This is a genomic window from Marinobacterium jannaschii DSM 6295, assembly GCF_000620085.1.
Classification (GTDB): domain Bacteria; phylum Pseudomonadota; class Gammaproteobacteria; order Pseudomonadales; family Balneatricaceae; genus Pontibacterium; species Pontibacterium jannaschii.
The window spans coordinates 16,499-35,568 of record NZ_KK211069.1; the positions used below are offsets into that span (position 1 = coordinate 16,499).

Here is a 19,070-nt window from a genome sequence, read left to right on the forward strand (position 1 = left end):
TAAAACGGATAACAAAAAGCCCGGATAGCAATCCGGGCTTTTTAGTTTTCAGGCGTTTAAGAGGGTGGCTTATACGCCACCTTCCTCTGGTTCGTAACCCAGGTTAGGGGCCAGCCAGCGTTCAGCCTCGGCTTTTTCCATACCCTTGCGGTGAGCGTAGCTCTCGACCTGGTCTTCGCTGATCTTCGCCACACCGAAGTACTGAGACTGCGGATGACCAAAGTACCAGCCACTCACCGAGGCCGTTGGCAGCATCGCGTAGGACTCTGTCAGGGTGATGCCGGCGTTGGCTTCAACATCCAGAAGCTGCCAGAGCTTGCCTTTCTCGGTGTGCTCAGGGCAGGCCGGATAGCCCGGTGCTGGACGAATTCCCTGATACTTCTCTTTGATCAGAGCCTCGTTATCCAGAGTTTCGTCTGCCGCGTAACCCCACAACTCTCTACGCACTTTTGCGTGCATCAGTTCGGCAAAGGCTTCTGCAAAGCGGTCCGCCAGCGCCTTTACCATGATGGAATTGTAGTCATCATGGTCGGCCTCATACCTGGCAACCAGTTCATCACAGCCGTGGCCAGCGGTCACAGCGAAGGCTCCAAAGTAGTCATTGACGCCGGAGTCAGCCGGGGCGACAAAGTCGGCCAGACACATATTGGCTTTACCGGCGACTTTCTCTGTCTGCTGTCGCAGCTGTGGCAGGCGAACCAGCACTTCACTGCGACTGTCGTCGGTGTAGAGCACCACATCGTCATGATTAACCGTGTTGGCCGGGAAGATGCCCACGACAGCTTTGGCGGTCAGCAGCTTCTCATCAATCAGCTTGTGCAGCATTGCCTTGGCGTCCTTGAACAGCCGGGTAGCTTCTTCGCCAACGACTTCATCCTGCAGGATACGCGGATAGCGACCGGCCAGTTCCCAGGTCTGGAAGAACGGAGTCCAGTCAAAGTAAGGCTCGATCTCTTCCAGTGAGAAGTCGTCAAAGATATGGATGCCAGGTTTGAGCGGGGCCGTCGGCTGGTAGTCCTGCCAGTCGATCTTGAATTTATTCTCGCGTGCAGCCTCCAGCGTTACGCGGCGCTTATCATTAGCACGCGCAGCATGGCGGTCGCGCACTGCCTGATACTCTTCCTGAATCTCCGTTACGTAGTCTGCTTTACGTGCTTTGGACAACAGCGTTGACGCGACATTAACTGCACGGGATGCGTTGGTAACATGGACCACCTGATCGCGTTTGAAGGCCGGATCGATCTTAACGGCTGTATGAGCTTTGGAGGTAGTGGCACCGCCGATCATCAGCGGGATATCGAAGCCCTGGCGCTCCATCTCTTTAGCCACATGGACCATCTCATCCAGTGATGGTGTGATTAATCCGGACAGGCCGATAATATCAGCATTCTCTTCACGGGCAGTCTTGAGAATCGTCTCCGCCGCGACCATAACGCCGAGATCGATAATCTCAAAGTTATTACACTGGAGTACCACACCCACGATGTTTTTACCGATATCGTGCACATCGCCTTTAACAGTAGCCATGACCACTTTGCCTGCAGAGCTGCTCTCGTTGCCGGCTTTCTCTTCTTCGATAAATGGCATCAGATAGGCGACGGCTTTTTTCATCACCCGGGCGGATTTCACCACCTGAGGCAGGAACATCTTACCGGCACCAAACAGGTCGCCAACGATGCCCATACCGTCCATCAACGGACCTTCAATGACCTGCAAAGGGCGCTCGTAGTTGTGTCGGCACTCTTCGACATCGTCATCGATGAATTCGGTGATGCCCTTAACCAGTGCATGGGACAAACGCTTGTTAACGTCCCAGCTACGCCATTCGGCTGTCTGAGGGTCTTCTACCGCGGCCCCATCACCCCGGTATTTCTCTGCGATAGCCAGCAGACGTTCGGTTCCGTCGGATCGGGTATTCAGGATCACATCTTCGACATGCTCACGCAGTTCCGCCGGAAGATCATCGTAGATCGCCAGCTGGCCGGCGTTCACGATCCCCATATCCATGCCCTTGCTTATGGCGTGGTATAGGAATACACAGTGAATCGCTTCACGCACCGGGTTATTGCCGCGGAACGAGAAGGATACGTTGGAGACTCCGCCGGAAACTTTGGCATAAGGCAGGTTCTGTTTGATCCAGCCGGTGGCATTGATGAAGTCCACCGCATAGTTATCATGCTCTTCAATACCGGTAGCGACTGCAAAAATATTGGGGTCGAAGATAATATCTTCCGCCGGGAAGCCCACTACGTCGGTCAGTACCTTGTAAGAGCGCTCACAGATCTCGATCTTGCGCTCATAGGTATCGGCTTGGCCCTCTTCGTCGAACGCCATCACCACAACGGCTGCACCATAACGACGCAGCTTACGGGCCTGCTCGATAAAGTTAGCCTCTCCCTCTTTCAGGGAGATGGAGTTTACGATGCCCTTACCCTGGATACACTGCAGGCCGGCTTCGATGACATCCCACTTGGAAGAGTCGATCATGATCGGTACTTTAGCGATATCCGGCTCGCCGGCGATCAGGTTGAGGAAGCGCACCATTGCCGCATGGGCATCGAGCATCCCCTCATCCATATTGATATCGATGATCTGGGCACCGTTTTCAACCTGTTGCAGGGCTACTTCCAGCGCTGTTTCGTAGTCGCCTTCTTTAATCAGACGCTTGAACTTGGCAGACCCGGTCACGTTGGTACGTTCACCAACGTTTACAAACAGGGTGTCTTCGCCGATGCTCATCGGCTCAAGGCCGGAGAGACGGCATTCAACCGGCAGTTGCGGAATCGGACGAGGTTTATTCTGCTCAGCCGCTTCGCGCATCGCCCGGATATGATCCGGGGTTGTGCCACAGCAACCGCCGATGATGTTCAGGAATCCGGAAGCAGCCCATTCGCCGATCTCGGTCGCCATCTGCTCAGGTGTTTCATCATAGCCGCCGAAGGCGTTTGGCAGACCCGCATTCGGATGAGCCGATACATGGGTGTCAGCAATACGGGATAGTTCTTCTACATACTGACGCAGTTCCTGCGGACCCAGAGCGCAGTTGAGACCGACGGATAATGGGCGGGCATGGCGTACCGAGTTCCAGAACGCTTCTGTGGTCTGACCGGAAAGCGTGCGGCCGGAGGCGTCGGTGATGGTTCCGGAGATCATTACCGGAAGACGCAGATCGTTCTCTTCAAAGTAGGTTTCAACCGCATAAATGGCGGCTTTTGCGTTGAGAGTATCGAAGATAGTCTCGATCAGAATGATGTCGGCACCGCCTTCCAGCAAGCCGTCAATGGATTCGGTGTAGGCCTCGACCAGCTGATTAAAGGTAACGTTGCGATAGCCGGCATCGTTTACATCCGGCGAAATAGAACAGGTACGGTTAGTCGGGCCCAGCACCCCGGCAACGTAACGCGGGCGATCCGGTGTCAGTGCTTCCAATTCATCGGCTGCTTCCCGTGCCAGTCTGGCGGCGACAACATTGATCTCACGGCTGTACGCTTCCATCTCGTAGTCAGCCATTGCGATCTGGGTCGCATTGAAGGTGTTGGTCTCAATGATATCTGCACCGGCATCTAGATAGGCGCGATGGATATCCTTGATGATTTTTGGTTGTGTGAGCACCAGAAGATCGTTGTTTCCCTTAACTTCGATATGCCAGTCAGCAAAGCGCTCGCCACGATAGTCCTCTTCAACAAGTTTGTAGTCCTGAATCATGGTACCCATACCACCATCCAGAATAAGAATACGTTCTTGCAGGGCTGCCTGTAGCTGCGGTGTCTTGTTCTTCTGTGTCACGATTATATTTCCACCAACCAACGGAGTGATAAGCGAATCATTCTAAATCAATTATTTAGCAAATGCCGTGACCTTCATTCAACTTAGAATGAATAGGGCTAATATTTGTCGTAATCGCGCTAATTTGTCCGAAAATAGCTATTGACTGTCTGTCTGGAAGAGGGGAAATGGTGCTAGAATTTCGCCCCACCGCAGCAATCCAGCCTGCCTTGACTATTTCACTAGCTCATTCTGATCATGCATTTAATACCATTGTGCATGCATTCCACACTGGAAGTGGGAGCCAGGATCAGCCCGAAACAGTTCAATGAAGCAGTTAGCGGGGCTGTCGGTAACAGAATACTTATAAGTGATGATGCGAATCAGGGATAAGCGCGTTATCGGGGGCTGGGTGAACACCCAGGAACGGAGAGCAAGAAGCAGGTCTAGATTATGCTGCAGACATTTCTGAAGGCGAAGCTGCACCGAGTGACAGTGACACACGCCGAACTTCACTATGAAGGTTCGTGCGCTATTGATGGCGTACTGCTGGATAAATCCGGTATTCGTGAATACGAAAAGATTGATATCTACAACATCAATAACGGTGAGCGTTTCTCTACCTACGCCATCCGCGCTGAAGATAACAGCGGCATTATTTCTGTGAACGGAGCGGCGGCTCACAAGGCGAGCAAGGGTGATCTGCTGATCATCGGCTCCTACGTGCAGCTGAATGAAGAGGAAGTGGAGAACTTCCAGCCAACACTGTGCTACTTCGAAAATGCCAAAGCTGACGGCGGTGTCGGTGCCAGCGATGAAGAGTTGTTTCAGCGCAATGTACTGACCGGCATGAAGAAAGCCATTCCGGTGCAGCCGAAAGAGAAATAATTGCCTGAGTTTCTCAGGATGATGTCTACAAAAACCACCTTCGGGTGGTTTTTTTGTGTCTGGAGTTCGCGCCTGCAGATTCTCCGGGGGAGGTTTCTACTGGAAAGCAGTCAAGCTTCATATTGTCGACAATGTTGCGGTTATACGGGTTTTATAACGATGCTTTCACCTATTGTATTAGGCTTCTGTACTACAAAGTGACCGTTCATTCGCCTTTTGTAGTAGATTAATTCCTCTTTAACTCGGTTACAGTGAAGCCAAGTCGGACTGGTCAAGTGTCTACAATAAATTACAAAGACCTGTCTCAAACACGATCGTCAACCACAAGAAGAAAGGACCGGTGCTATGTCCTATCAAGCAGAGTATTCCAAATCCATTGAAACTCCTGAGCTGTTCTGGAGTGAGAAAGCGGACGCCATTGAATGGTTTAAGAAGCCGGAAACTATCCTGTCCAAGGATGAGAATGGTATCCATCGCTGGTTCGCCGACGGTGAAATGAACACCGCCTATCTGGCGCTTGATTACCATGTAGAAAATGGCCGTGGCGACCAGCTGGCGATGATTTTCGACTCACCGGTAACCAACACCAAACGCCAGCTGACCTACAATGAGCTGCGTGATGAAGTTGCAAAGTTCGCGGGTATTCTTAAAGCGCAGGGTGTTGGCAAAGGTGACCGTGTTGTCATTTATATGCCGATGGTGCCTGAAGCCGTGATGGCTATGCTGGCTGTCGCGCGTCTGGGTGCGATTCATTCCGTCGTGTTTGGTGGATTTGCCCCGCACGAGCTGGCTGTACGTATTGATGATGCTGAGCCTAAGGTAATTGTAACGGCTTCTTGTGGTATCGAAGTTCAGAAGGTTATCGAGTACAAGCCGCTACTTGATCAGGCGATCGAGAAGTCTGCCCATAAACCTGAGAAGTGTGTCGTACTGCAGCGTCCACAGGCCGAGGCTTCTCTGGTCGAAGGTCGTGATCTTGACTGGCATCAGGCGATGGAAACGGCAGAACCCGCTGAATGTGTACCGGTTAAGGGCACAGATCCTCTGTACATCCTCTACACCTCCGGTACTACCGGTAAGCCAAAGGGTGTGGTTCGTGATAACGGCGGTCATGCTGTTGCCCTGAACTATTCCATGAAAGCGATCTACAACATGGAGCCGGGCGATGTATTCTGGGCTGCCTCGGACGTAGGCTGGGTGGTCGGTCACTCCTACATCGTCTATGGTCCTCTGCTGGCGGGTTGCACCACAGTCGTATATGAAGGTAAGCCGGTACGCACACCGGACGCCGGTGCATTCTGGCGGGTCTGCGAGGAGTATGGCTGTAAAGCTCTGTTTGCCGCGCCAACCGCGTTCCGCGCGATCAAGAAAGAAGACCCTGAGGCTGCGCTGCTGAAAAATTATGATCTGTCCAAGCTTGAGACGATCTTTATGGCGGGCGAGCGTCTGGATCCACCAACCTATCACTGGACCGTAGATGTAACCGGCAAGCCGGTTGTAGATCACTGGTGGCAGACTGAAACCGGTTGGGCGATCTGCGGCAACCTGACAGGTGTTGAGCTGAAGGCGCCTAAACCAGGTTCATCGACGGTGCCGGTGCCGGGCTTCAATGTGCAGATTCTTGACCCTGAAGGTAACGAGCTGCCTGCAGGCGAGCAGGGAGCTATTGCCCTGAAATTACCGCTGCCACCAAGCTGTCTGCCAACCGTCTGGGGCGATTTTGAACGCTTCCGTACTGGTTATCTGTCTGACTTCCCGGGCTATTACACTTCAGGTGATGGTGGTTATAAAGATGAAGATGGCTACGTCTTTATCATGGGCCGTACCGATGATGTGATTAATGTCGCCGGCCATCGACTGTCCACCGGTGAAATGGAAGAGATCGTCGCGGGCCACTCTGCCGTCGCTGAATGTGCGGTTATCGGCGTCAACGATCCGCTTAAAGGTCAGCAGCCTGTTGGCCTGGTACTGCTGAAAGACGGTGTTGATGTCGAAGAAGATGCACTCGAAGCCGAACTGGTTGCACTGGTGCGTAAAGAGATCGGTGCGGTTGCCTGCTTTAAGAAAGCGATTGTCGTACAGCGTCTGCCGAAAACACGTTCCGGTAAGATTCTGCGTAAACTACTTCGCCAGATTGCCGATGGTAAGGAGTACTCTGTACCTTCCACTATCGATGATCCGGCAAGTCTGCCCGAGATCCAAGAGATCATGGGTCACCATGGACTGGTGTCAGCGTAACGGATAATCCTTCGGGGGATCATCCAATACGTCATTCGGGAGGATTGGTTAGCGCAGTCTGTCTGCGTCGGACGGTGGTAATTGATTAGCTAACTCCCAGTACCCTTAGCTCAGTTGAGGCAACCTTTGGTTGCCTCTTTTTTTGCCTGGTTTCAGCCCTGCAGCCAGCCCATCCGGTATGGATCTGAATGCGGTAAGATGCACGGGCTATTTATTTTCGTCGTCCGAAATTTTTAGTAAGACTTTGTCCAGCAGGCGCGTGGACAGAACCCGGCGCAGAAATCCGAACAGGTATGTTGGTACTGTGACATAGTAGCGTGGTTTCGGGCGCTTACTTTCCAGTGCGTGGATGACGCACTTGGTGACAGCTTCAGGGCCTAATGTAAACGGATCACGTTGGCGCTCGATATCAGTCTTGCTCAGGCGGGCATTGACGGCAGCATAGACTTCCTTATGGGCGCTGTTGTTGCTATCAATATTTTCCTGAAATTTCTGGTAGGCGTTCTTGCGGAATTGGCTTTCTATCGGTCCCGGCTCAATCAGTGAAACCTGAATTGCCGTTCCCGCCAGCTCCTGGCGCAGCGTGTCACTCAGTCCCTCAAGCGCAAACTTTGAAGCATTGTAGGCACCGCGGTATTTCAGCGTAATCAGACCCAGCACTGAGCTGTTATGAATGATACGGCCGTAACCCTGTTTTCTCATCACCGGCAGGACTTTGCAGGTTAGTTCATGCCAGCCGAAAACATTGGTCTCGAACTGTTGCCTGAGAACATCCCTGCTGAGGTCCTCTACTGCGCCAGGCTGTCCGTAGGCGCCGTTATTGAACAGAGCATAAAGCTCGCCGCCACTGCGAGCCAGAACCCATTCCAGAGCAGTACTGATCGATTCGCTGGAATCCAGGTCCAGCTGAGTTGCCTCAAAGCCCTGGTTAGCCAGCATATCAACATCAGAAGGTTTTCGGGCCGTTGCAAATACCCGGTAGCCACGCTGTTTTAGATCAGAAGCGACCCTGAGTCCGATTCCGGTGGAGCATCCTGTAATTAGCACTGCTTTTTGCATTGAATCTGTCCTGAGAGACTTTGTTCCGGTCAGGCATGCTATCAGATTCCAGTGCTTAAGCAGAATCAGGAGCGGTGTGATCAGGTGCATCTTATCCGGATGCACCTCGTTTTGCTGAATGGTTAGTTAGCGAATCGCGTATTTATCCATTAAGCGATAGAGTGTTACGCGGGAAACGCCCAGCAGGCTAGCTGCCTTTGAGATGTTATGGTGGGTGTGTTGCAGGCTGCATTTCACGGCCATAACTTCTGCCTGATTTCGGGCTTCATCGAGAGAAACCACTTCCATCTCTATATCAGAGGGAGAGAGCGCCATATCCTGTGGCTGAATGAGTTCAGTCTGGGACATTACCAGTGCCCGACGTATCTTGTTAATCAGTTCTCTGACATTGCCACTCCATCGGTGTTTCAACATGGCATCAACCGTGTCGGCAGAAAATCCGGTCGCGGGGGTGTCGTATTCTTCCTTGAATCGATTAAAGAAGTATCTGGCCAGCAGTTCGATATCCTGTTCCCGTTCGCTCAGAGAGGGAAGTGCAATGCTCAGAATACTTAACCTTTGGTACAGCTCATTTATCAAGCGCCCTTCGCTGACGGCTTGTGTCGCATCTTCAGCCGTGCCCGCCAATATGCGTACATTGAGCTGCCGACTGATTCCGGAGCCTTCTCGCTGGTAGCTGTTCTGTTCCATGGCGTGAAGAAGTTTCTGCTGTGCCTGTATGGGCAGGCGAGTGATTTCCTTAATAAATAGTGTGCCTCCCGCAGCTGATTCCAGGCGTCCGGTGCGACTTGAGGCGTTCTCAGGGGCGGGTTCTTGAGTGCCAAATAATTCCGAATCTATAAGGCTTTCCGGAAGTGCCGCGCAATTCATGACCTGAAACGGGCCTGAACTCCTGTGCGAACGTTGGTGGATGGCTGAAGCAACCAGTTCTTTACCAGAGCCTGATTCGCCATGAAGAAGAACAGGGGCATCAACGCCAGCTATATGCCGGATCTGTTCAAATACCTTCAGCATAGAGGGGCTGGTGCCGACGATTTCGATATCGTCGTCGGGCTGCCGCTCATCCGGGGGAGGGGGGCTGTCCTTGAGCATGCATTTGCCATAGGCATGGCCGAGCGTTGCTTTCAGGTAATCAAGATTATTCTCCAGTGGAAGGGTGAAGTAGTCGTAAAAATACTGATAGATCAGGCGACGGAACACCGGATTTTTCAGGTCTTCCTGACATGTTAAGGCGATCCAGGCGGTGGAGTCTTCTTCGCGAAAGAAGCCTTCTATATCTTCTATCTGTTCATCATCCAGATGTTCAAGGTGGACAAGTCCAACCAGAAAATTATTATGATGTAACCGGCTACGAGCCCTGGGGGTCGATGTTACGCGCTCAATTGCCCAGTTATCGAGGCGAATATCAATGCCTGGCAGGCTTCGATCGTAGCTATAGTCCAAATAGAGTGCTTTTCGCGGTGGCAAGGCTCCTCTTGTCACATTGGGTGAATACGAGTAATTAGCCATTTTGTTCACGCGCTTTAACAGTCTGTTTAAGCTGCGCTCACAAGCACTTATTTAATAGTAGAACAGATTTGGTAAATCTACCGAAGGAAGGGTGAAGCTGTACAGAATGTAGATGAATACTTACAGGTAGAGGAAAGGGCCAGTAGCGCCTGGAATTCAGGCGCCCAGACCGCGATCGTTTCGCGACATCCTGTCTGTACTTCACTGGCTTTGGGGCCGGGAATCAAGAGCCTCCATGCTCATCGTTCCCTCGAGATTGACTCGACTTACTTAGGGATTTGCGAACTACCGCCGGATAATTTGCTGGAGAATTCAGAGGTAGTAAACCTATTCTTAGGTTACCGACTGTTTTAAACAATACGACATATTTCGTATATTGTTATAGCTAATCGGCTTACTCCTTTTTCTTATAGGCCGGTTGTAGGGTGAGCGCTTATGTTTGGCAGGCTATTGCTGCTGTAGGTCTTCGCAATAGTTTCGGTTGCTAAAGCGAGGGGTAAACCAGATGTAGTCAGCCTTTCCCGTAAAAGGGTATTCCGTTGGCAGGGTGCTGTCCTTGATAACTTCGGTAATGATGACCGTCTTAATGGTGCTATCCGGCTTCAGAATCTTCAGGTGGAGTGGAACGCCCTGATCCTGCAACGTGTGGTATGCGCCTGCGATAAGCACCGATGGGGGCTTGGCCGTCATTGAAAATGCCATGCTTGCATCCCGTGCGACCTGAATCTCAGCCATAGGATTCATTTGAGAGATCGGCATCATCTCGCAGTGTTCCTGATGGACTTGTTTCCGAATCTTCTGGTACACCGCATCAGGAATCTGGCGGGCGGAGCTGATGCGTGCTGAATCCAGACTAGCGAGGCCCTGCTGATAGACTTTCATCATTGTTTCTTTATTGATGTTGCCAGCTCTAACCGGATTGTTACCCTTAACCGCTATGCGTGCTAATGGGGCGTAGTTTGACCAGCTCCAGCCTTTTTCAGGCCACTGCAGGCTCTTCCTGATTTCCTGGTCATCTGCGTCTTCGGGCAATATTGCGGCGGTTGATGATTGCAGATCACCTGAACTGAGCATTTCCAATACCAGGCTGCGCTTTCTATCCGATAGCAGTGCGGACAGTAGCCTCTCCTCTATCGCGTGATGGTCCGGGTTGTCATGTTTTTCGCCAATCAGGACGAATTCCGCCGTTCTCAGACTGGATAGCAATTCCTGTACAGAGACTGCCTCTCTCTGTTTTGTGTCATAGATAGAGCCGGTCAGAGGGTGTTGCTGCAGGATTGGGGATTGCCAGGCTATCTCCGGGGATAAGTGGGGTGTCGCCGCCTGAGAGGCGTGTACAGCGCCTGCAGCTGAAAGCAAAAGTAAGAACTTGGGAAGCGCTAGAGGCATATGGTATCCGTTCAAGCCGATTGACAACTTAGGGTTATTTAATCAGGCGGAGGAAGAAAAAAGAAGCGCATGATGCTGGAGTACAGATAATCTCCAGACTTACACATGCGAAGGGGGCTGAAGGGGAATACCCCCGATTTAATATCGTTCTTCCTGTTTAGAGGTATGCCAGTAGGAATCGGAGCGGTCAACCAGCGGTTCGGCCATTCTCGTCTCCTTTTCTGTTGCAACTGACAACAGGACTATGCATAGCAGCAGAAAAAGGCTGCGTGTAACAAACGCCATCTTGAACACCTCCCTTTAGCTACAGAGATGTCCTTTCTCTGCATTATAAAACCTGAGGTCTCCGGGCTGGCTACCCGTATCAGTCATAAATCGATGATCAACCAGGCAATATACCTTTCCCTGCGTTAATCATCCCGAATATCGGGTATCTTCTTTAGTGGGCGCTGCAACAGAAAATTGTAGTCTTACAATGTAATGGTGTAGCTCAATGACTAAACAAAAGTCTGCTGTTTCGCCTTAATGCTGAAACAAGACTTCGCTTCTTGTTCAGGCTATTTACAAAAATTAGGTCACAGTTGTAAGTCTGTCCACTATTTTTTCATGAAAAATAGGTTTCGATTTATAGGTGTTAAATTCCAGCAAGAAGTGTCAGGTCTGAGAATCGGGCGCTATAGAATTTCTTAGGCCTGATATGTGAGGTTGGCTGCTGTGGCCGAGAGGGTTAAGCCCTGATGGACTTAACCCGTTGCTATATCAGGCTTACTTCGGTTGAGGGACGATACGAAGATAGGGCTTCGGTGCCTTCCATCCTTGCGGGAATTTCTGGCGGGCTTCATCGTCAGAAACGGCAGGAACAATAATTACATCTTCACCCTGTTTCCAGTTAACCGGAGTGGCTACCTTATGGCGGGCGGTAAGCTGACAGGAGTCAAGTACTCTGAGCACTTCGTCGAAGTTACGACCGCTGCTCATTGGATAGGTGAAGTTAACTTTTATCTTCTTATCCGGGCCAATCAGGAAGACAGATCTTATCGTAGCATTATCGATAGCCGTACGGTCTTTCGCTGCGCCGCTGGCATTGGGGTGAATCATATCGAACAGTTTTGCTACTTTCAGATCAGTATCTCCGATAAGGGGGTAGTTCAGGGCATGGCCCTGGGTTTCTTCGATATCGCCTTTCCAGCGCTGATGATCTTCAACTGAATCGATGCTGAGTCCTATGATCTTGCAGTTCCGTTTGTCGAATTCCGGTTTTAGTTTGGCAAGGTAGCCCAGTTCGGTTGTGCATACAGGAGTGAAGTCTTTGGGGTGTGAGAAAAGTACAGCCCAGCTATCGCCGATCCATTGATGGAAATTGAGGCTTCCTTCGGTGGTTTCAGCTGTAAAGTCGGGCGCATCATCTCCAATACGTAAGGACATGAGAGTCTCCGCTAGTTGTCTCTGTGCCTCCCTGTACGGTGTCGGTACTTATTCCATAGTCGTACATCATGGATGTGCATGGTTAGTTATAGACCAGATTAGGCGAGAAGCATGCCCGATTTTTAAGATGCAATCCTGCAAGACCTACCTGTCGGTCTTGAGATGTGCTTAGATGGAGGGCTATATATCTATGGCTGCAGGCTATTGATATCCCGGCCTACTCGTATCATGAATGAGCGTATTGGATGTTTCGCCTACTTCATCATTTTTCTGTTATTAGTTCTGTTGGAATTTTTGTGGTGGTGCTGGCGTTGTCACTTTTCTACAGGCATCTGGCGTTTGCTGACTTGATAGCCCATGAGGAGCGTTCTAACGTTTCGCTCACCCAGGCATTGGCCAATTCGCTAGGTCAGCGTTTGTACTTATTCATCGAATCATCGGAGGGGCGCTTGTCAGAGAGTCCCGGCCCATTGGATGCCGCTGATTCAATGAGGCAGAGTGTGGTGGGCCTGATGAAGGGGCTGAATATCGTTAAGGTTAAGGTATTCGATCACCAGGGTATGACGCTTTTTTCTACGCAGATCTCGCAAATTGGTGAGCTCCGGGCTGGTGACAAAGGTTTTATTGCTGCTATCGGTGGCGATGTCGTCTCTGCTCTCGTTTTCAAGCATCAGGTTGATACATTTCACGGTGTGAAAGCAGATCGAAACCTGGTTTCTTCCTATGTGCCGGTAGTGGCTGAAGATGGTAGCGGCTCGATCGGCGTGATTGAGGTCTATTCGGATGTGACGGAGTTGGTCGATGCTCTGGATTACACGTTAGCGAAGATAGTAGGAGGGGTTACAGGCTGTCTGCTTAGCCTTTATCTCTTCCTCTTCCTTGTTGTACGTAGGGCAGACCGAATCCTGCAACAGAGCTCAGACGAGATTCGCTATCTTGCTTATCATGATGCTTTGACCGGTTTGCCTAATCGAAGGCTTTTCACCGAGCGGTTGGAGTCTATGTTGAACGAGAAACCCGCCGTATTGGCGGTGTTCTTTGTCGATCTTGATAGCTTCAAGCTGGTGAATGATCGCTTTGGCCATGATGCCGGAGATCGATTGCTGAAAGTTCAGTCTGAAAGATTAAAATCATGCTTTGATAGTGCTGCGCTCATTGCGCGATTTGGTGGTGATGAGTTTGCGATTATTGCCCCCGCCTGTGAACGGAATGCGACAACTACCGCGGCCATGGTAGGTAAGCTGAGTGATGAGCTGGGTCAGCCGGTAGAGCTTAATGGCGCTTTGCGTGAAGTGAGCTGTAGCGTCGGCGTTAGCTACTATCCCTATAGTGGAACAAGCGTGGATGATCTGTTGCGCAACGCTGATCATGCTATGTATAGAATGAAAAAGTCTTCGTCTAAGTACTGTCAGTCAGGCAATAGTGCGACTGAAACAGTCTGAGGTGCCGGATAGGATCTGGTATTATCGCTGTTTGTTGGGTTGATTAAGGTTGAGAGAGTTTAATGGCAAATAAGGCGTGTGCACGGCACATTTTGGTGAAAAGCCGTGAAGAGGCAGAGAAGCTAAAACAGAAGATTGATAAAGGCGCTGATTTTGCTCAGTTGGCAAAACGCCACTCTACCTGCCCATCTAAGAAGAAAGGTGGTGACCTTGGAGAGTTTCGTCGTGGTGAGATGGTTAAGCCGTTCGATGATGTGGTGTTTAAAAAGCCAGTGCTACAGGTGCATGGGCCGGTTAAGACTCGTTTCGGCTGGCATCTGATTCAGACTATCTATCGGGATTGAGCGGGTCTGGCAGCGCTACAGGAGGAGTAGGGGATCGTTTCTATTACGCCCTCCGGGAAAGCAGACAACAAAAAAGGAGTGCCGAGGCACTCCTTTTTAGCATTCAAACTAATCAATGATTAGTTTTTCTTGGCAGCCATCTGAGCTTTGATCAGCTCACCGATAGTAGTAGGACCGGATACTTCAACCTCTGCATTCTGAACTGCTTTCAGAGCTGCTTTCTCTTCCGCCTGGTCTTTAGCACGGATAGACAGGGTGATAACGCGGTTACGACGATCGATGTTAGTGATCTTAGCTTCAACTGCTTCGCCTTCTTTCAGGACAGATGCAGCATCTTCTACGCGGTCAGCGGAGATTTCAGAAGCTTTCAGAGTACCTTCGATGCCTTCGGCCAGCTCTACTACAGCGGCTTTAGCGTCTACGGACTTAACAGTACCGTTTACGATAGTGCCTTTGTCGTTAGCAGCAACGAATTCTGCGAAAGGATCGCTCTCCAGCTGTTTGATACCCAGGGAGATACGCTCTTTCTCAGCATCGATGGACAGGATAACTGCTTCAACTTCTTCGCCTTTCTTGTACTGGCGCAGAGCTGCTTCAGCATCAGCTTCCCAAGTGATGTCGGACATGTGTACCAGACCGTCCAGATCGTTCTCCAGACCAACGAAGATACCGAAGTCAGTGATGGTCTTGATAGTACCGGCAACTTTATCACCAGCAGCGTACTGCTCAGCGAAAGATACCCATGGGTTGCCAACACACTGCTTGATACCCAGGGAGATACGACGACGCTCTTCATCAACATCCAGGATCATGACTTCTACAGAGTCACCGATCTGAACCACTTTGGATGGGTGGATGTTTTTGTTCGTCCAGGACATCTCGGATACGTGAACCAGACCTTCAACGCCGTCTTCGATAGAAGCGAAGCAGCCGTAGTCAGTCAGGTTGGTGATGCGAGCCTGTACTTTAGAACCAGCTGGGTAACGGTTCTTGATAGCTTCCCAAGGATCTTCGGACAGCTGTTTCAGACCCAGAGAGATACGGCCAGTTTCTTTGTCGAACTTGATGATCTTAACGTTGATCTCATCGCCAGGGTTCAGCATTTCGCTTGGGTGAGAGATACGCTTCCAAGCCATGTCAGTGATGTGCAGCAGGCCGTCAACACCACCCAGATCGATGAATGCACCGTAGTTTGTCAGGTTCTTAACGAAACCTTTAACAGACTGGCCTTCTTCCAGGGATGCCAGCAGCTCATCGCGCTGAGCGCTGTTAGCTTCCTGCAGAACGGCACGGCGAGAAACAACGATGTTGTTACGCTTAGGATCAAGCTTGATCAGTTTGAATTCCAGCTCTTTGCCTTCCAGGTGGTCAACGTCACGAACCGGACGTACGTCTACCAGAGAGCCTGGCAGGAAGCCCTGGATGTTGTTGATGCTGACAGTAAAGCCACCTTTGACCTTGCCAGAGATGTAGCCTTTAACAACTTCTTCAGCATCGAATTTCTGCTTGAGAACTTCCCATGCTTCTGCGCGCTTAGCTTTTTCGCGAGACAGACGCGTTTCACCGAAGCCATCTTCAACAGCTTCCAGGGAAACTTTTACCTGGTCACCGATCTGGATTTCCAGCTCGTTCGCATCGTTCAGGAACTGTGCGCGAGGGATAACAGCTTCGGATTTCAGGCCAGCGTTAACAGTAACCCAGTCGCTATCGATATCGATAACTTCACCCATTACCAGGGTGCCAGGGGTCATGTCTACATTCTGGAGGGATTCTTCAAACAATTCAGCAAAGCTTTCGCTCATGAAATATTCCTATGGGCTGCATAATGCAGCTCTTAGTTCAACCTGGGCCATCGGCTGCGCAGGGTCAGTTAAATTCTCTGTGGAAGGACACCGTTGCCGATGGTGTATGTGGCCTTGCACAGATAAAGGCGGGCGTATTATACCGAGAGGACGCGGGGAAAAACAGGTAAAAAACGCACCGGAGGCTACTAATTATAGCCGCCGGTGGTTGTATCGGTGCTTAGTTTGCAGAATTTACGTTACTAATGGTTGCGAATTGTTCATACAGGGTGGATTGGCAGGGTTCGACAACAGAGTTCAGATCCTGCTTGAGGGCTGAGTTGAGCTTGTTCTGATCTTCCTGTCGAAAATACTCTGCGATCCTTATCAGTTCACTGCTGTTGTTAGCGGCAAGTTCGGCGCCGTCTCCCACACAAAAAGCAAACTCAGGCAGGAAGTTGTTGGTGATGCTGCTGCGCTGCTTATCATTCAGTATCAGGCGGTTATGGGATATGTAGCGGCGATACTCGATTGCAGAAGCGGCAGACATGATTTCGATCTGGATGTTACTGAAGCGGGCCGCCGCCGGATTAGTCACCAGGAAGCGTTTAAGCTCTGTTTCAACCGCGGCAGTTTCATCGGCAATATTGTCGGGTGCGAAGTGCTCGTTCAGGCGCTTGTATTGAGACAGCTCCATGACCTGCTTTTCCAGCTCGGCGATCTGTTCCCGCAGGACTTCCTGCTCCTTAATCAGGTTTTCCTTATCCTTGCGCAGTCCCTGAACGACTTTTTGCGTAGGCGTCAGTTTCTCTTCCGCAAAGGTTGCAGGTACCTGTTTATGACCCAGAGCACCGACAGTATCGTCATAGAAGCTGGCAGGTAATACCGCGTAACCAAATTTTTCCAGCTTTTTGCTGCTTTCGCTATCGGCCAGGAAGGTGTAGCCGACCAGGCCGGTGCCACTGATTGCAAGTAAAGCAACCGTTGCTACAACGGCTGTTTTGATACCGGATTTCATTCCAGAGATATTCCTTCGGGCCTGTTAGTTTTTTGCTGAAGTATATTTCAGTGTCAGGTCAATCATATCCAGCAGAATCCGTCCGCTTTCTGCCAGAATAGCTTCTGATTCAGGGCTGATCTGGCGGCCGCTGCTGTCTTTCTCCAACTCGTTGTCCAGCTCAGACAGTTTGCTGATGGGCGCGAGGTTCTTGCGCTCCCGACGTCTGTTTTCGGCCTCGAGCTGCCAGGATTCAACCTGGCTGCGCTCTGTTTCCAGCTTATCTTTTCTTAATGAAATTAAGGTATCGTTGCGCTGCTCTTCCAGATGGTTGACCTGCTCCTGCATAAACATGAAGTCAGGATTATCTTTAACACGCTGCTTATGGCGTTTTGTCAGCTTTTCAATAAATGGTGATACACCCACAAAGTGTCCGTGACGTACCGGATGGATTGTATCCCACTCAAGAGCACCATCCAGAGCGCTTTCACCGATCTCAGAGGTGTTGTACAGGGTAGGGAAGCTGATATCGGGAATAATCCCTTTATGCTGGGTGCTTTCACCCGAAATACGGTAGAACTTGGCATGGGTAAGTTTAAGCTGGCCATGCTCAAGCGGAAGCAGGGTCTGGACCGTGCCTTTACCGAACGTTTGTCCTCCCAGTACGATACCGCGCTGGTAATCCTGAATAGCGCCGGCAAATATCTCAGAAGCCGAGGCTGACATTCGGTTTACTACCACCGCAACCGGGCCGGTATAGACAAACTTAGGATTACGGTCGCTCATCACATTAATACGGCCATTAGGGTCCTGGATCTGCACGGTCGGGCCGCGGCTGATAAACAGTCCCACCAGTTCATTGGCCTCACGCAAAGATCCGCCGCCGTTGTTACGAAGATCGATAATCAGGCCGTGGATTTTTTCGGCTTGCAGTTCGGCGATCAGCTTTTCGACATCACGCGTGGTGCTTTTATAATCCTTCTCGCCACGCTGAAGGGCACCAAAGTCAATATAGAATGCCGGTATCTCAATAACACCGACTTTGAACTGGCGTCCCTGATAATCAATATCGAGAATACGTTTTTTAGCGGCCTGCTCCTCAAGCTTAACCTTGTTTCTTTTGATTTTAACAATGCGGGTCTGGCTGCTATCGGAATCACTGGAGCGAACCAGTAGACGGACCACTGTGTCTTTAGGTCCGCGGATTTTGCTTACTACGTCATCCAGGCGCCAGCCGACAACATCTTCAATGCTGCCATCTTCGCCCTGGCCGACACCCAGAATCAGGTCGGCTGGTTTCAGTTGGCCGGTTTTGTCGGCAGGCCCTGCCGGCACCAGGCGTACTATTTTGGTGTATTCGTTTTCTGCCTGGAGTACAGCACCGATACCTTCCAGCGACAGGCTCATATTAATTTTAAAGTTTTCAGAGCGGCGTGGAGAGAAATACTGGGTATGGGGGTCAAACTGGCCGGTAAATGTATTGGCGTAGGTCTGAAAAACGTCGTCGTTATTGATCTGATCAGAACGCTTCTGTTGATTAGCGTAGCGTTTAATCAGTGTTTCTTTGGCTTCTTCCAGCGACTTTTCCGCCAGAGTCAGGTTTAACAGGGCGCTTTTAACCCGCTTCCTCCACAGGTTGTCCATCTCCTCTCTGGTGGAAACCCATTGATCATCGGTACGATCAGTGTCGAGGTTCTCGTCAACGTCAAAGTCAAACCGCCTGTTGCTGCTGGTCAGCAGCTTAATCGCATAGGCATTGCGCTCGTTGCTGCGCTGCTGCAAACGGTTGAATATGATATAGGCGACATCCAGCTTGCCTGCTTTGATCTCTTCATCAAGCTGGAATCGGTATTTCTCAAATTCACGGATGTCACTGGCATAGAAGTTAAGCTTGGACGGGTCGAGATTTTCCAGGAACTTATCGAGCAGCTGGCTGGATAGGGTATCGTTAATCTCGAGCTTTTTGTAATGGCCCAGCTTCAGAGAGTCGACAATTTCCAGAAGCGTCTGACTATGAATCGCTTCAGCCTTTAATGGCTCGGGAATCTTTGCCGCCACAGGTGATGCAAGGCAGATTGCAAGAGTGGTGGTGCCAATAAGGTGTAACAGCGATTTATACATAAATTTGAGTTACCAGTCGTGTGTTCTCTTGATGAGACCACTTGATATTGCAGAGAGTTCCGATGCAGCAGGAATCCGTTGGTGTCTAACCAAGTCAGGCAAAGGTTTCATA

The 19,070-nt window shown here is 50.7% G+C and carries 12 protein-coding genes; 4 read left to right on the top strand and 8 right to left on the bottom strand.

Features of this window, described 5'->3' with window-relative positions; translation table 11 throughout:
- Positions 1 to 69: 69 nt before the first annotated feature.
- Positions 70 to 3,786: a methionine synthase gene (gene metH / locus Q354_RS0122655; protein WP_027859614.1), complete on the bottom strand. Its 3,717-nt coding sequence runs from the start codon at positions 3,784 to 3,786 to the stop codon at positions 70 to 72.
- Between the two features lie 432 nt (positions 3,787 to 4,218).
- Here metH and panD point away from each other — a divergent pair, with 432 nt between their 5' ends.
- Together panD and Q354_RS0122665 are read left to right on the top strand one after the other, a co-directional pair.
- Complete coding sequence (gene panD, locus Q354_RS0122660; RefSeq protein ID WP_027859615.1) at positions 4,219 to 4,653, top strand: aspartate 1-decarboxylase; 435 nt, start codon at positions 4,219 to 4,221, stop codon at positions 4,651 to 4,653.
- Between the two features lie 288 nt (positions 4,654 to 4,941).
- Complete coding sequence (locus Q354_RS0122665) at positions 4,942 to 6,891, top strand: propionyl-CoA synthetase (protein ID WP_281174744.1); 1,950 nt, start codon at positions 4,942 to 4,944, stop codon at positions 6,889 to 6,891.
- 207 nt (positions 6,892 to 7,098) lie between these two features.
- Here the strand turns inward: Q354_RS0122665 and Q354_RS0122670 are convergent, their stop codons facing one another.
- From Q354_RS0122670 to Q354_RS0122685, 4 genes are all read right to left on the bottom strand, one after another.
- Entirely contained in the window at positions 7,099 to 7,950 is an 852-nt protein-coding gene (locus Q354_RS0122670) for an SDR family oxidoreductase (protein ID WP_027859617.1), read from the bottom strand.
- 126 nt (positions 7,951 to 8,076) lie between these two features.
- Complete coding sequence (locus Q354_RS0122675) at positions 8,077 to 9,459, bottom strand: sigma-54 dependent transcriptional regulator (protein ID WP_084332729.1); 1,383 nt, start codon at positions 9,457 to 9,459, stop codon at positions 8,077 to 8,079.
- A gap of 447 nt (positions 9,460 to 9,906) precedes the next feature.
- Positions 9,907 to 10,848: a ChaN family lipoprotein gene (locus tag Q354_RS0122680; RefSeq protein WP_027859619.1), complete on the bottom strand. Its 942-nt coding sequence runs from the start codon at positions 10,846 to 10,848 to the stop codon at positions 9,907 to 9,909.
- 765 nt (positions 10,849 to 11,613) lie between these two features.
- Complete coding sequence (locus Q354_RS0122685; protein ID WP_027859620.1) at positions 11,614 to 12,273, bottom strand: peroxiredoxin; 660 nt, start codon at positions 12,271 to 12,273, stop codon at positions 11,614 to 11,616.
- Positions 12,274 to 12,518: 245 nt separating this feature from the next.
- Here Q354_RS0122685 and Q354_RS27725 point away from each other — a divergent pair, with 245 nt between their 5' ends.
- A complete protein-coding gene (locus tag Q354_RS27725; RefSeq protein ID WP_051560566.1) occupies positions 12,519 to 13,715 on the top strand; it encodes a GGDEF domain-containing protein in 1,197 nt (398 codons plus the stop codon).
- Positions 13,716 to 13,777: 62 nt separating this feature from the next.
- Complete coding sequence (locus Q354_RS0122695) at positions 13,778 to 14,059, top strand: peptidylprolyl isomerase (RefSeq protein WP_027859621.1); 282 nt, start codon at positions 13,778 to 13,780, stop codon at positions 14,057 to 14,059.
- Between the two features lie 119 nt (positions 14,060 to 14,178).
- Here the strand turns inward: Q354_RS0122695 and rpsA are convergent, their stop codons facing one another.
- From rpsA to Q354_RS0122715, 3 genes are all read right to left on the bottom strand, one after another.
- A complete protein-coding gene (gene rpsA, locus Q354_RS0122700) occupies positions 14,179 to 15,861 on the bottom strand; it encodes a 30S ribosomal protein S1 (RefSeq protein WP_027859622.1) in 1,683 nt (560 codons plus the stop codon).
- Between the two features lie 220 nt (positions 15,862 to 16,081).
- Positions 16,082 to 16,858 (bottom strand): hypothetical protein, encoded by a 777-nt coding sequence (locus Q354_RS0122710; RefSeq protein WP_027859623.1) that lies wholly within the window; start codon positions 16,856 to 16,858, stop codon positions 16,082 to 16,084.
- Between the two features lie 24 nt (positions 16,859 to 16,882).
- Entirely contained in the window at positions 16,883 to 18,958 is a 2,076-nt protein-coding gene (locus Q354_RS0122715; RefSeq protein WP_027859624.1) for a carboxy terminal-processing peptidase, read from the bottom strand.
- Positions 18,959 to 19,070 lie beyond the last annotated feature (112 nt).

Excerpts from the sequence above, each read along its gene's own strand:
- rpsA (WP_027859622.1), bottom strand. The coding sequence starts at position 15,861 with ATGAGCGAAAGCTTTGCTGAATTGTTTGAAGAATCCCTCCAGAATGTA.
- Q354_RS0122710 (WP_027859623.1), bottom strand. The coding sequence starts at position 16,858 with ATGAAATCCGGTATCAAAACAGCCGTTGTAGCAACGGTTGCTTTACTT.
- Q354_RS0122675 (WP_084332729.1), bottom strand. The coding sequence starts at position 9,459 with ATGGCTAATTACTCGTATTCACCCAATGTGACAAGAGGAGCCTTGCCA.
- Q354_RS0122685 (WP_027859620.1), bottom strand. The coding sequence starts at position 12,273 with ATGTCCTTACGTATTGGAGATGATGCGCCCGACTTTACAGCTGAAACC.
- panD (WP_027859615.1), top strand. The coding sequence starts at position 4,219 with ATGCTGCAGACATTTCTGAAGGCGAAGCTGCACCGAGTGACAGTGACA.
- Q354_RS0122695 (WP_027859621.1), top strand. The coding sequence starts at position 13,778 with ATGGCAAATAAGGCGTGTGCACGGCACATTTTGGTGAAAAGCCGTGAA.
- Q354_RS0122670 (WP_027859617.1), bottom strand. The coding sequence starts at position 7,950 with ATGCAAAAAGCAGTGCTAATTACAGGATGCTCCACCGGAATCGGACTC.
- Q354_RS0122680 (WP_027859619.1), bottom strand. The coding sequence starts at position 10,848 with ATGCCTCTAGCGCTTCCCAAGTTCTTACTTTTGCTTTCAGCTGCAGGC.
- Q354_RS27725 (WP_051560566.1), top strand. The coding sequence starts at position 12,519 with ATGTTTCGCCTACTTCATCATTTTTCTGTTATTAGTTCTGTTGGAATT.
- Q354_RS0122715 (WP_027859624.1), bottom strand. The coding sequence starts at position 18,958 with ATGTATAAATCGCTGTTACACCTTATTGGCACCACCACTCTTGCAATC.